Below are 13,472 nucleotides of genomic sequence, written 5' to 3' on the forward strand. Positions count from 1 at the left end.
TTCACAACAAAAACCCTGACTGAACCGTCAGGGTTTTTTAGTTTTAAGAAAAATTTTACAAAATGAAGCGAATTATATGGTTGGCTGCTTTATTGTTGGCCACTTTTGGAAGAGGCCAAGATTTAAACGACCTCTTCATTTCTGGTCTTGACGATGCAGAACGTTTTGCGAACGATTATTTGAGGCCTGTTCAGGAGGCCGGAATCTACAGTGTCTCAAATGGATGGTACAATACCGCAGATGCAAAGCCCCTTGGTGGCTTCGAAATATCAATAATCGGTAATCTGACGGGCTTCAAGAACAAAGATGACAAAAAGGCTTTTGTTTTAGACCCAAGTGATTATGACAATTTAGATTTTGTGGATAACCCCGGTACACCTAGACAAGTTTCCACCGCATTGGGTGACATTGAAGATGTTAGAGTCTTTGTTGAAGATGAAAACGGACTTTTGAGGGAAGAATTTGAATTGCCCTCCGGTTTGGCCTCTGAAGACTTCAACTTCGTTCCCTCTGGCTATATTCAGGCGAGTGTGGGCTTGATAAAGGGTCTTGAGGTAAAGGCACGTTTTCTGCCAAAGATAAAATTCGATGATGATGCCGAGATCGGCCTTTTTGGCGCCGGTATTCAATATGAATTCACCAAATTGTTGCCTGCTGATAAATTATTGCCAGTGGCCATATCGGCAGTCATTGGCTATACTGGCATGAATGGCGAATACGATTTTACCGATTCTAACGTAATTGATGGTAGCAATCAGCGCATCGATGCCTCTTTCAATACATGGAATTTTAGTGCCGTAATCTCCACAAGAAAGATTCCGGTCATTAATTTTTATGGCGGAATCGGCTACATTACAGGGAAATCAGATATAGACCTGCTGGGTGAGTATGTGGTATCATCAGGCCCGTTTCAGAACACTTATATAGACCCCTTTACGGTATCAAACGATGCCAGTGGGGTTGCGGCCACCCTGGGCACCAAGATAAAATTGGGCTTTTTCAGAATCAATGTCGATTATAATATAGCAGAATTCAGTACGTTGACAGCCGGTATCCATTTCGGGTTTCGTTAAAAACGTTGAATAACCGACCAAAACAAGAGGCCCCGGCAATACTGCCGGGGCCTCTTCATTCTCGTATAGCGTCTGACCATATTTTTTATTCTCGAGTGGCGAACAAGCTTCCATCTTGCTGGGCAAGTGTTTGTGGCTGTTCTGTCTTTTTCAGGGTTACGTGGGCATCGGGCATATCGGTGCCACGGTATTCAATGGTATAAATGCCATCACTGACACTCCAACCAAAATCGGTATAAAATTCCAATTTGTCGTCAGTGTAGCTATGGTACCTTCCTAAGAAAGCATCGTTGAAAATCCACTCTTGACGTTCTGAAGTGATATTTTGGCCTTTATTATCTTCGGTAAACACTGCCTTTGACCAAATGCCAAGTATTGGGTCATTGTTCTCGGGTACGCGGGTACAGTTACTTATCGCGATGATTACCGCCAAGGCCAGTAATGAAAAGAGCCTTTTCATAGACGTAGGTAAGTTTAGATTTGGGATTGTTATAACGATTTGACAGCTGTGATTATTGTAAAAAATCGTCATACGGTACACCAAAGGAAAATCTTTCGATGAACGACACTTTTCTTTAACAAACAGTAGAGGTTTCTCAGTAGGTGGAATAATGTCAAAATCCTATTATTTATCTGATTAAAGTCATGAAACCAGAGGTAGATTTTCGCTATTTTTGCGCTTTAAAATAAAATTCCAAAAACACAAATATGAAAATCACTGTAGTGGGCGCCGGAGCAGTAGGAGCAAGCTGTGCCGAGTATATCGCCATCAAGAATTTTGCGTCTGAAGTCGTATTGCTTGATATCAAGGAAGGCTATGCTGAGGGCAAGGCCATGGATTTGATGCAAACGGCCTCTTTGAACGGTTTTGATACCAAGATTACCGGAAGCACCAACGATTATTCAAAAACTGCCGACAGTGATATCGCTGTCATTACTTCAGGTATTCCCAGAAAACCTGGAATGACCCGTGAAGAATTGATCGGTATCAATGCCGGAATTGTAAAAACCGTATCATCAAGTCTATTGGAGCACTCGCCAAACGCGATTATCATAGTGGTCAGCAATCCCATGGACACCATGACCTATTTGGTACATAAGACTACCGATTTGCCAAAGCATCGTATAATCGGTATGGGTGGTGCCCTAGATAGTGCTCGTTTCAAGTATCGTTTGGCAGAGGTGTTGGAAGCACCCATTTCTGATGTAGACGGTATGGTTATCGGGGGGCACAGTGATACAGGTATGGTACCTTTGATTGGCCATGCGACCCGAAACAGTGTCAAGGTCTCTGAATTTTTGACCGATGAACAGATGGATCATGTTGTGCAGGAAACCAAGGTTGGTGGTGCCACTTTGACCAAATTGCTGGGTACCAGTGCATGGTATGCTCCAGGTGCTGCTGTCTCCAGTCTGGCACATGCCATTGCCTGTGACCAGAAGAAAATGTTTCCATGCTCTACCCTTTTGGAAGGGGAGTATGGCCTAGATGACATTTGTATCGGTGTTCCGGTTATTTTAGGAAAAAATGGTATCGAACAAATTGTTGAAATAGATCTTTCAGAAGCTGAAAAGACCAAAATGAAAGAAAGCGCCGAAGGGGTCAAAAAGACCAATGGCCTTCTTGATGTCTAGGTTTTAGCAGTATACAACGAATTGTCATTTTGAACCAATAGGCAAGCGCATTTAGGTAGAAATAAAAGTTTCACCACGAGGCATTGCCAATCATTTTTGGTTTGAAATGACAATTTTTTTATTGTGTACACTGGGCACAATTCACTTGATTTCTATTGGCAAATCCTATTTGAAATGATATATTTGCACGCTATTTAAGAAAACTTCTAAAAATTTAATAATCAATGCAAAATAAAGGACTCATTAGGCTTTTTGCGCTCCTTTTTGGTTTGGTGAGCATTTATCAACTGTCGTTCACTTTTATCACGGGCAAGGTTGAGAAAGATGCTGAGGTCTATGCAGCGAGCCAAATTGCTGAGACTGAAGATGACTATGTGGCGAAGCGCGAGGCTCTTGAGGCATCATATCTTGATTCGATCGGCGGCAATCCCATTTTGGGTTACACCACCTACAATGATGCCAAGAAGAAGGAACTGAACAAAGGCCTTGACTTGAAAGGAGGTATCAACGTTACCTTGCAGATATCTGTAAAGGATATTTTGAAAGGATTGGCCAATAATACCAAGAACCCAATTTTCAATAAGGCCTTGGCCGATGCCGATGAGGCCTCTAGAAACAGTGACGAGACGTATCTTGAGCTCTTTTTTGACGCCTTCGACAACATAAAGGGCGATACCAAATTGGCATCTCCAGATATTTTTGCCAATAAGGGGTTGAGTGATGAGATCAATTTTCAGATGACCGATGATGAGGTAAAGCCTATCATCAGAAGAAAGATTGACGAGTCTATCGTTTCTGCGTTTGAGGTATTGCGAGAGCGTATTGACGGTTTCGGGGTTACCCAACCCAATATTCAGCGAGAGGGCAACTCTGGCCGTATTTTGGTCGAATTGCCAGGGGCCCGTGACATTGCACGTGCCCAAGAGCTGCTGTCGAGTACGGCACAATTAGAGTTTTGGGAAACCTATCAACAGAGCAATACTAGCATTGGCCAGTTTTTTGTAGATGCAAATACACGCCTTCGTGATATTTTAGAACCTGTTGAACAAGAGCGGGATACCTTGACCAAACCCGAATCTGAAATTGATTCATTGCTTTCTGATGTCGCCCAAGATTCATTGGATTTTACCGCAGAGACCAACCCGTTGCTGGGTAAATTGATTCCTGCAAGTCCTGGCAGTCATGCCATTGCCAGGGTGGCCATTTCTGATACGGCCGAAGTAGGTTCGTACTTGAGAATGCCTGAAATTCGTAGATTACTGCCTGCCGATGTTCAGTTCACCAAGTTTGCTTGGGAGCGTCCGCCAAAAGACGTTGAAACCGCCGAACTGTTTGCCTTGAAATCAAGTCGTGACAACGTGCCCCGCATTAGTGGAGATGTGGTTTCTGATGCACAGGCCACTTTTGATCAGTTCAACAAGCCTGCGGTGAGCATGACGATGAACACCCGTGGTGCCAAAGAATGGGAGCGCCTTACGGGAGATGCGTACAACAATCAAACCGGTATTGCCATTGTGCTCGATAACAAGGTATATACGGCCCCTGGGGTCTCTTCAGGACCCATTCCCGGTGGCCGCTCTGAGATTACCGGTGTATTCACCGTCAATGAGACCAAAGATATCGCAAACGTATTGCGTGCGGGTAAATTACCGGCTTCGGCAGAGATCATTCAGTCTGAAGTAGTGGGCCCATCATTGGGTCAAGAGGCCATTGATAGTGGCTTTATGTCGTTTATCATCGCCATGGCATTTGTATTGCTGTGGATGATTTTCTATTACGGTAAGGCCGGAATCTTTGCCGACATCGCCTTGATCTTGAATATACTCTTGATCTTTGGTGTCTTGACCAGTCTTGGTGCTGTTTTGACCTTACCGGGTATCGCGGGTATCGTTTTGACCATTGGTATGTCTGTAGACGCGAACGTGCTCATTTTTGAACGTATCAGGGAAGAATTGGCACGTGGCAAGGGCAAAGCCCAAGCAGTTGCCGATGGGTTTAGCAATGCACTTTCTTCAATTTTGGATGCCAATATCACCACGGGTCTTACGGCCATTATCCTTTTTGTATTCGGTTCTGGCCCAATCAAAGGCTTTGCTACCACTCTTTTGATCGGTATCGTAACCTCTTTGTTCACCGCTATTTTCATTACGAGATTATTGGTTGATTGGTATATTTCGAAAAAAGGCAGGAGCCTTGATTTTTCTACGGGCATGACCAAAAACCTGTTCAAGAATATGAAAATCAATTTCTTGGGCAAACGTAGAATAGCCTATGTCATCTCTGTCATTTTGGTAGGGGTAGGCGTCTTTTCCTTGTTCACCAAAGGGCTACAGCAAGGTGTTGATTTTGTTGGGGGTCGTTCGTATCAAATTCGTTTTGAGAGAGAGGTAAATCCCTCAGAAATAGCTTCTGAGCTGAACACGGTATTTGGTAGTGGCACCAATGTGAAGACATTTGGGGAGGCCAATCAGATAAAGGTCACCACACCCTACAAAGTAGATGTTGAGGGTATAGAGGTCGATAATGAGATTCAGAACAAACTCTACACCTCACTTCAAAAATATTTGCCCGATGGTACCTCTTTTGAAGATTTCACCGTTGGAGCTTCAGAAAAATCCATTGGTATTTTACAGTCGGTAAAAGTAGGTCCGACCATTGCAGATGACATCAAAAAGAATGCCGTTTGGGCCATCATTGGTTCTTTGGCCGTGGTCTTCCTGTACATTTTGCTGCGTTTTAGAAAGTGGCAATTCTCATTGGGTGCCGTGGTAGCGGTATTTCATGATGTCATGATCGTTTTGGGTATTTTCTCACTACTGGGAACGGTCATGCCATTCAACATGGAAATTGACCAGGCCTTCATCGCGGCAATTTTGACGGTAATCGGTTATTCACTCAACGATACTGTGGTGGTTTTTGACCGTATTCGTGAGGTAGTGGGTCTTAAGGGCTGGAAGAATGGCGAGCATGTCAATCAAGCCCTGAACAGTACCCTAAGCCGTACATTGAATACCTCATTGACGACGTTGATCGTACTCTTGTCCATTTTTATCTTTGGAGGTGAGAGCCTACGCGGATTCATGTTTGCCATGATAGTGGGTGTGCTTATCGGTACCTACTCATCGGTATTCATTGCGACGCCCATTATGTTTGATTCATTGAAGAAGAAAATCGTAATGGATAAAGAATAAAACCTTTATCAACCAAAATGAAAAGCCGCTTTTTGAGCGGCTTTTTTATGCTTTACCAAGAATTTTGTAAGAAAGTCAAAATTTTGATGGGTGTTCCCTACTAGATCAATTTCTGTTTTGCTTTTGAGAAAACCTCCAACCAAGAAACCAATTGACTGAAGAGGGTAAAGTTTTGAATGACACGCAATTGGCCGTTAAACCCCCATTTATCACGTTCTTTGGTATTGTGCAGCATATAGCTTAGGGTTGCCATAAGTTTACCGATATCGGTAGGGTCATCATTGATTTTTCCCGTTTTGCCATCTTGTACTTGAAACCTTAGGCCAGCAGCACCCGAAACCAAAATGGGTCTTCTTTTCCACATGGCTTCTGTTGCTGTCAATCCAAAGCCCTCTTGAATGGAGTTTTGCACCACTATACTCGAGCAAAGCTGTACGGCATTCACGATCAAGGCATTTTCTTTTGGATTGTCAAGAGGTAAGAGTAGAATTGCAATATCATTTTGCAGTTCTTCATCTATTTCTTGATAGGCTCTTGTAAGTTCATCCAATACGGCCTTTCCTTCTGGATCATCAGAAACAAAAGCAGGATCGGGTCCGCCCATGACCAATAGTGCCATTTCAGTACGTTTGTATTCAAGACTGTTAGGGTCACCCTTTTCACGATTGTCGATTTTCATTTTGATGAATGCCTGCATCAGTTCTTTAAATCCTTTTAGACGATCCCATCGAGAAATCTCGGTGATGATGGGGCGATAGATGAAATCTAATTTGTTATGCTGGTTTACACTACCAAAGCTACCGTCTGGCATTACCCTACGGACCTGATGCTTATAGGGGTGGTACAGAATTCTGATATCTTCATCAATGATGCCCGACTGGTGAAGAATGCCGATGCACTTGTGCAGGTTCAGGGTTCTATTCTTGTGGCTCAACGGATCTATGGCGGGAGGAATAATGCTCGTCTTCTTTTTCAAATTACGCGGAACATACTCGGGCAAACTGAAGATGAAATGATCGTAATAATCTAGATACGGAGCCAAAAAAGTCCATACCGAATCAGTTGTTTCAGTCTCATCATCAAGTCCTATATGACAACGCCAAATCAAGGAAACATCTTTTTCTTCCCTTATCATTTCGGCCAATGGCATTGGTTGTGGGTCATGAATGACAACAATATCCCCATCATTGATTAAGTCTATGGCCATGGGCAGGTTTTCACGATTCACTTTCTCGAAAACCTCGCGGTCTGCATCAGTGAACGCTCCGTTGCCACTGCCGTGAATGGCATTATGGATGCGTTTGGTCAAATTAAAGAAATCGTTGTCACTGGCTTCGATTACGAGCCATTCGATTGAGATGCCCAATTCTCTCAAAATTCGCATTTGGCTGGGCAGCATTTCCGCCACACCACCACCGATTGCAGTAGAATTGATCATCCATATGGTGCAGTCACCGAGATTACCAATGGGCTTTTTTACATTTTCAAGGAAATCTAGAACAGATGAGTACAATGAGCCATAAGCCTTATAATCGTCGATTTTGGCTCCTGGCTTTACTTGGATTTTTTGCATGGTGGAATAATTAATCGGGAAGTTTTCTTCAATATATGAAAACTAATGAACATCTCTAAAAAATCGCATCTATTGATCTATGATAATCAATTTTCCTTTGGAACCGGTATTCGTCATGGTCAGTTCAAGCACCTTTTCAGGATGTAGCCCGGGCTCGGTTCTATGTGAAACAAATAGAATGGCCGAATCACTTTCAGAAGCAATTTTATCGACCAAAGAAACAAAGAGGTTTGCATTGGCATCGTCTAGGCCCGCTGTGGGTTCGTCCAATATCAATAGCAGAGGATGTTTTATCATGGCCCTAGCTGTCATGACCAAACGTTTTTCACCTGTGCCCAAGTCATGAAAATAGGTTTGGCCCTTTGTCTCGAGATGTAATAGCGAAAGCCATTGTCGAGCCAGTCTTTTCTCCGCATCACTGGGCCTCACGTAAAGCCCCACAGAATCGTGCAAGCCTGAAATCAACATATTTTCTAAGGTATGATAACCCCTGAAACGATCGATCATGGCGGGTGTGAAGTAACCGATATGTTTTTTAAGGTCCCAAACGCTTTCACCGGTCCCCTTTTTATGGTCAAAAACGGTCAGGTCTTGCCCATATCCCTTATGGCTGTCACCGGTAATCATGGTGAGCAAAGTGGTCTTGCCACTTCCATTGGGGCCGATAAGCTGCCAGAACTCTCCTTTTTCTATGGTCCAGTTGATGTGCCGTAAGACCTGTTTTTCACCAAAGCTGACTGATACATCATTAAATTTGACAAGGGTTTCCAAGGCTGCGTCTACCTTATGCAAGGGTCTGGGAATTGTTGCTGAAAAATGATGTCGATTTTGACTGTTTTCTTTTCGAAATCGTTCTGCATTGGCATAATGCAGTAATTCATTGCCTTGTAGTCGCGCGAAATGGGTGGTAATGGGTAAAATATCGACAAGCCTACTAACGATTTGAATCAATGAAATAGATGTTGAAACTTCTTCTAGTTTTGCTTTCAACTCTTTTTGAGTGGCCTTATCTAGATTGTCAAACGGATTCACCAGAACCAAAAAATCAGGGGTTTGTTTCAACAAGTACCGTAAGAGCGCTTTTTTCTGTTCGCCACTGCTCATGGTCTTCAATGCCTGCTCCGTTTCGGCGGTCAAGACCTTAAGATCATGCCGCTCTTCTTCATCCATGAAACGGTGGATTTCTGAACGTGAGAAAAGAGCACTTTTTTTTCCAATGAAATGTTCCAGGCCACAGATGGGTCTTCCGGCAATAAGGTCTTTGACCATTGGCCCAACTGCAGATTGGTTGTTGACAAGAATGGCGTAGTGCTGCACGTAACTATTGGGTTTGCCCAAAAATACGGATTTAGCCTTCTTTTTTTCGCACTCGAAAAATATGTACCGGATTGTCTTTGTAAACAGTGGTATTGTCTATTGACATACCATTTTTTTGGGCCACTTTTTGTGAGGGAATATTATCGATATGGATGATCGATATCAGCGAATCGGTAAAATTCTTTTCAAAAGCATATTGTTTGCACTTTTTGGCCGCCTCAAAGGCATAGCCATTTTTCCAATGGTTGGGAAGCACTGAATAACCGATTTCGAGTTCGTTATTGCCATCAACCTTTTGCACCAACAACCCACATATCCCGACCAGTTCTTGGGTTTCTTTGAGTATGAGGGCATTCATACCGCCCAAATCGTTGTCGTATCGTTCAAAAATGCGGTCGAATTGCTGTCGGCAGGCAGTTATGGGATCTTCAGGAAGCCCTTCCCAATATTTTGTGGCAAGCGGATTTTCATAAAAGGGAAGCCAGACCTCAAAATCATCGGAAGTGATCTTTCGAAACAGCAAACGCTCCGTTTCCTGATTTTCGAGTAGATAACGGGCCATTACTATTTGGTATATGAAATACTGTCACCTACTTGCAGTTGCCATTTATCTGAAAGTCCGGCATTGATCTCAAGTACATATTTGACCGGAACACCTGAAGAAAGCCCTCTTTCATCAAGGGGTTGCGCATTCTTTTGAATGGAAGCAACGGTCAGGTGCTCATCGATAAACAAAATGTCTAGCGGAAACTGCGTGTTCTTCATATAAAATGAGTGCATGGCCACGTTCGGAAATATAAACAGCATTGCCTGTCTTTCTTCCATTGATTCACGGTACATCAGCCCTGTTTGGGTCTCGTAATCGGTATCTGCGATTTCAATATCCAAATGAACCAAAAGGGAATCACTTTCTGACCTGAAAACCTGTAGTTCGCCTTCTTTGCTAAAAGCTATGGTTTCAGTCTTGATTTCGGTCTTTGCTTTTTCCTTGCAAGAAGAAAAAACGATAAAGGCCAAAAAGATATAGTAAATCCTTTTCATGATCGTCAACCACTAATTTTTCGTTGCCGTTGGTCTGAACATCAAGTACAATCCTATCAAAACAAAAGGAATGCTCAACCACTGGCCGGTACTAAAAGTGCCCCAGGTATCTTCAAACCCACCTTGGCTCTTTTTGAAAAATTCAAGAATAAAGCGAATAGGTCCCCACATTATGGCCAACCAAAAGCCGAAAAGAAAGCCCTCTTTCTTTTTGAGGTCTGTTTTCCAATACATCCAGAAATACATGATCAAAAACACGATCAGGTAGCCAAAAGCTTCATAGAGCTGTACGGGATGACGGTACGGAATAGACTCAAGTATTGAGGCGAAATCTGGATTGTTTTCAATGGCCTTGTATGCCGCACTGGCCGTTTTTTCTTTGGTTAAACCTATCGCCTTATATGCCGGCATATCATCTGAATCACGGATAAACCGTGTAGCAAATGCGAACGACCCTTCAACTATCTTGCCATTGATCTCAGAGTTGAAAAAATTGCCCAAGCGAACAAAGGCCCCACCAATGGCACAGGTAATGGTTACTCTATCAAGCAGCCAGAGCAGGCTAAGATCTTTGTATTTTCTAGAAAGCAGGTAAAGACCGATAATGCCGCCAATGGCCGCACCATGACTGGCCAGGCCCGTAAAACCTGTGAACTCATAACCATTTATCAGTCCGACTAAAGAACCTTCGGCACTTTCTCGAATGGGTAACAAAATCTCTAGAAGATGGTCTTTGTAATAATCCCAATCGTAGAAAAACACATGGCCCAACCTGGCACCCAACATGATGGATACCACTGCATAGATAAAGAGAGAATCCAGTTTCTGCATGGACTTGTTCTCATGTTTAAAGATACGTTTCATGATGAACCAGCCTACCACAAAGGCCAAAATCCATAGCAGATTGTAGTATTTGATTTGTATGAACCCTATTTTGAACAGGATGTCGTCAGGATTCCAATTAAAACCTAAAAAATACATGTAGTCAATTTTGAAGCGAAGATAGTCAAATAGATGTAAGACATGTGATTTCAGATATAAGACTTAAGCTGTTCGATTTTATGGGTTGAATGTTGTATTTCTAGCTTATGCGGTTTCCGGTTTGGGATATGAATTACACGAAATGGCGCGAAGATACTCGAATTGAGATTTGCCGCTTGTCTCGAACTATCGGTATTGTGTTCGATCATGGTACGGGATCGTAACCACTACCACCCCATGGGTGGCAACTGAAAATACGTTTTATGGATAGCCACCCCCCTTTGAAGAGCCCATGTTTTTGTAACGCTTCCACCGTATAGGCAGAGCAGGTGGGCTCGTAACGGCAAGTTGCGGGCAGATAGGGCGAGATGCCGTTTTGGTAGAGTCGTACCAAAAAAATGAATGGGGCAATGAGAATTTTTTTCACCTACTCAACTATTGATGACAGTAAAGGTCGTGCCTTCTTTTCCATCCTTGAGCTGAATGCCCAAAGCAGCGAGTTGATCCCTGATTTGATCAGAAGTGGCAAAGTCTTTATTGGCCCTGGCTTCATTGCGCATATCGATGAGCAATTGTACCACATCGCCGAGCACTTCAGAATTTCCTTTTGCTTCTTTTTGGTTTTCAAGGCCCAATACACTATTGACAAAACCGTTCATTGTTTCGATGAGAACCTTTTTATCATTCTGGGCAATGGTTTCCTTTCCGTCTTTGATAAGGTTGATCTGTTTGACGGCCTCAAAAAGATAGGCGATGAGTACAGGGGTATTGAAGTCATCGTTCATGGCTTCATAACATTGCTGTTTCCATGAAGCAACGTCAAAGGTCGAGGTTTTTCCCGTGGGCAATCCATCTAAAACGGCCATGGCCTCCATCAAACGGTTATAGCCTTTTTCAGACGCTTGCAAGGCTTCGTCACTTAAATCCAAGATACTGGTATAGTGAGCCTGCATCATAAAAAAGCGCACCACGGCCGGGGCGTATGGTTTGCTTAAAATAGTGTTCTCTCCACTGAAAATCTCATTGGGATAGATATTGTTTCCTGTTGATTTTGACATCTTTTTCCCATTCAGGGTCAACATATTGGCATGTAGCCAATAGTTAACAGGAGTGACCCCATAACGTGCTTCGGCCTGTGCAATTTCACATTCGTGGTGTGGAAATTTCAGGTCCATACCCCCCCCATGTATATCAAAATTTTCACCTAGGTACTTGGTACTCATGGCCGTACATTCTAGATGCCAACCAGGAAAGCCATCGCCCCAAGGCGAGGGCCACCGCATGATATGTTGTGGTTCGGCTTTTTTCCAAAGTGCAAAATCTTGCGGATTTTTCTTTTCGTCTTGTGCGGTCAACTCACGGGTATTGGCGATCATGTCTTCCAATTTTCGGCCGCTGAGTTTACCATATTCGTTTGACTCATTGAACTTCAACACATCGAAATACACCGATCCGTTGATTTCATAGGCGTAGTCCTTTTCAAGTATGTCTTTAATGATTTCTATTTGTTCAATGATGTGTCCGGTTGCCGTGGGCTCAATGCTTGGTGGCAACAAGTTGAACTTTTGCAGTGTCTCATGAAAATCGACCGTATAGCGTTGCACCACTTCCATGGGTTCGATTTGCTCTAATTTGGCCCTCTTGGCGATTTTGTCCTCTCCCTCATCCGCATCGTTCTCTAAATGACCGGCATCGGTGATATTTCGCACATACCTGACTTTGTAGCCAAGATGTTTTAAATAGCGAAAAATCATATCAAATGAGATGAACGTGCGGCAATTGCCCAAATGCACATTACTATAAACAGTGGGGCCGCAGACATACATGCCCACATAACCTTCTTTTAACGGTTTGAAAACCTCTTTTGTGCCTGAAAGTGAATTGGTGACTTTTAAGACTTGACTCTTAAATAGTTGCATTAAAATTCGGTATCTAGATTGATATAATCCAAAAATTCTCTTCTGACGGCCTCTTCTTTGAATTTGCCACCATACTCTGCCGTTACGGTACTGCTATCGACATCACGAATGCCGCGCGAGTTCACACATAAATGTTTGGCATCGATGACGCAGGCCACATCTTCAGTGCCCAGTACGTTTTGCAACTCTTTGACAATCTGTATGTTCATGCGTTCTTGTACTTGAGGCCTTTTGGCGAAATAATCAACGATACGGTTCATCTTTGACAGTCCGACCACTGTACCGTTTGAAATGTAGGCAATATGGGCCCTGCCGACGATGGGCAATAAATGGTGTTCACAGGTTGAATAAACGGTAATGTTCTTTTCAACCAACATCTCGCCGTATTTGTATTTGTTCTTGAAAGTTGATGATTTTGGTCTTCTTTTTGGATGTAGCCCTGCAAAAATTTCCTTTACGTACATTTTGGCAACCCTGCCCGGTGTTCCGTTCAAACTATCATCATCGAGATCTAAACCCAGGGTCAACATAATTTCACGCACATTCTTTTCGATTCGCTCGATTTTTTCATCGTCATCGAGTACGAAGGCATCTTTTCGCATGGGGGTTTCCTCTGACGATCCCAAGTGGTCATCGCCAATATGGTCAAATTGTTCTTCCAAAGTTTCGTGTACTTTCATATTGCTGGCACAAAGGAAGCAAAGATAGACATTAATGGGCTAATGACATCGAATTTCAGAGG

Annotated in this window: 12 protein-coding genes; 3 read left to right on the forward strand and 9 right to left on the reverse strand. The window is 43.1% G+C overall.

Annotated elements, in window-relative coordinates:
• The first annotated feature begins 62 nt into the window (after positions 1-62).
• Complete coding sequence (locus L0P89_RS12070) at positions 63-1,073, forward strand: DUF6588 family protein (protein ID WP_235265350.1); 1,011 nt, start codon at positions 63-65, stop codon at positions 1,071-1,073.
• Between the two features lie 85 nt (positions 1,074-1,158).
• On the opposite strand, the gene L0P89_RS12075 is transcribed toward L0P89_RS12070, so the two are convergent.
• Positions 1,159-1,533 carry a hypothetical protein gene (locus tag L0P89_RS12075; protein WP_235265351.1) on the reverse strand — a complete coding sequence of 125 codons (375 nt, stop codon included), beginning with the start codon at positions 1,531-1,533 and terminating at the stop codon, positions 1,159-1,161.
• A gap of 248 nt (positions 1,534-1,781) precedes the next feature.
• Here L0P89_RS12075 and L0P89_RS12080 point away from each other — a divergent pair, with 248 nt between their 5' ends.
• Positions 1,782-2,708: a malate dehydrogenase gene (locus L0P89_RS12080; protein WP_235265352.1), complete on the forward strand. Its 927-nt coding sequence runs from the start codon at positions 1,782-1,784 to the stop codon at positions 2,706-2,708.
• A 224-nt stretch (positions 2,709-2,932) separates the two neighbouring features.
• Positions 2,933-5,899, forward strand: a complete 2,967-nt coding sequence (secDF, locus tag L0P89_RS12085; protein ID WP_235265353.1) for a protein translocase subunit SecDF — start codon at positions 2,933-2,935, stop codon at positions 5,897-5,899.
• Positions 5,900-5,999: 100 nt separating this feature from the next.
• Here the strand turns inward: secDF and L0P89_RS12090 are convergent, their stop codons facing one another.
• The 8 genes from L0P89_RS12090 to folE all read right to left on the reverse strand — a co-directional run bounded on the left by L0P89_RS12090 (position 6,000) and on the right by folE (position 13,410).
• A complete protein-coding gene (locus L0P89_RS12090; RefSeq protein WP_235265354.1) occupies positions 6,000-7,472 on the reverse strand; it encodes a glycosyltransferase in 1,473 nt (490 codons plus the stop codon).
• A gap of 69 nt (positions 7,473-7,541) precedes the next feature.
• Positions 7,542-8,810, reverse strand: coding sequence for an ATP-binding cassette domain-containing protein (locus L0P89_RS12095; RefSeq protein WP_235265355.1), 1,269 nt, complete (start codon positions 8,808-8,810; stop codon positions 7,542-7,544).
• A 10-nt stretch (positions 8,811-8,820) separates the two neighbouring features.
• On the reverse strand, positions 8,821-9,351 hold the full coding sequence (locus L0P89_RS12100; RefSeq protein ID WP_235265356.1) for a GNAT family N-acetyltransferase: 531 nt from the start codon (positions 9,349-9,351) through the stop codon (positions 8,821-8,823).
• 2 nt (positions 9,352-9,353) lie between these two features.
• Positions 9,354-9,830, reverse strand: coding sequence for a DUF192 domain-containing protein (locus L0P89_RS12105; RefSeq protein ID WP_235265357.1), 477 nt, complete (start codon positions 9,828-9,830; stop codon positions 9,354-9,356).
• Between the two features lie 12 nt (positions 9,831-9,842).
• A complete protein-coding gene (gene lgt, locus L0P89_RS12110; protein WP_235265358.1) occupies positions 9,843-10,811 on the reverse strand; it encodes a prolipoprotein diacylglyceryl transferase in 969 nt (322 codons plus the stop codon).
• Positions 10,812-11,016: 205 nt separating this feature from the next.
• On the reverse strand, positions 11,017-11,238 hold the full coding sequence (gene yidD / locus L0P89_RS12115; protein WP_235265359.1) for a membrane protein insertion efficiency factor YidD: 222 nt from the start codon (positions 11,236-11,238) through the stop codon (positions 11,017-11,019).
• Between the two features lie 4 nt (positions 11,239-11,242).
• Positions 11,243-12,730 (reverse strand): cysteine--tRNA ligase, encoded by a 1,488-nt coding sequence (cysS, locus tag L0P89_RS12120; RefSeq protein ID WP_235265360.1) that lies wholly within the window; start codon positions 12,728-12,730, stop codon positions 11,243-11,245.
• Complete coding sequence (folE, locus tag L0P89_RS12125; RefSeq protein WP_235265361.1) at positions 12,730-13,410, reverse strand: GTP cyclohydrolase I FolE; 681 nt, start codon at positions 13,408-13,410, stop codon at positions 12,730-12,732. The genes cysS and folE overlap by 1 nt, the downstream gene beginning before the upstream one ends.
• Positions 13,411-13,472: the final 62 nt, after the last annotated feature.

The sequence above is a fragment of the Muricauda sp. SCSIO 65647 genome (assembly GCF_021534965.1).
Classification (GTDB): domain Bacteria; phylum Bacteroidota; class Bacteroidia; order Flavobacteriales; family Flavobacteriaceae; genus Flagellimonas_A.

What these genes read in the sequence shown, in the direction of transcription:
- secDF (WP_235265353.1), top strand. Translation starts at nt 2,933, where the DNA reads ATGCAAAATAAAGGACTCATTAGGCTTTTTGCGCTCCTTTTTGGTTTG.
- cysS (WP_235265360.1), bottom strand. Translation starts at nt 12,730, where the DNA reads ATGCAACTATTTAAGAGTCAAGTCTTAAAAGTCACCAATTCACTTTCA.
- L0P89_RS12090 (WP_235265354.1), bottom strand. Translation starts at nt 7,472, where the DNA reads ATGCAAAAAATCCAAGTAAAGCCAGGAGCCAAAATCGACGATTATAAG.
- folE (WP_235265361.1), bottom strand. Translation starts at nt 13,410, where the DNA reads ATGAAAGTACACGAAACTTTGGAAGAACAATTTGACCATATTGGCGAT.
- L0P89_RS12080 (WP_235265352.1), top strand. Translation starts at nt 1,782, where the DNA reads ATGAAAATCACTGTAGTGGGCGCCGGAGCAGTAGGAGCAAGCTGTGCC.
- L0P89_RS12100 (WP_235265356.1), bottom strand. Translation starts at nt 9,351, where the DNA reads ATGGCCCGTTATCTACTCGAAAATCAGGAAACGGAGCGTTTGCTGTTT.
- L0P89_RS12105 (WP_235265357.1), bottom strand. Translation starts at nt 9,830, where the DNA reads ATGAAAAGGATTTACTATATCTTTTTGGCCTTTATCGTTTTTTCTTCT.
- L0P89_RS12070 (WP_235265350.1), top strand. Translation starts at nt 63, where the DNA reads ATGAAGCGAATTATATGGTTGGCTGCTTTATTGTTGGCCACTTTTGGA.
- L0P89_RS12075 (WP_235265351.1), bottom strand. Translation starts at nt 1,533, where the DNA reads ATGAAAAGGCTCTTTTCATTACTGGCCTTGGCGGTAATCATCGCGATA.
- lgt (WP_235265358.1), bottom strand. Translation starts at nt 10,811, where the DNA reads ATGTATTTTTTAGGTTTTAATTGGAATCCTGACGACATCCTGTTCAAA.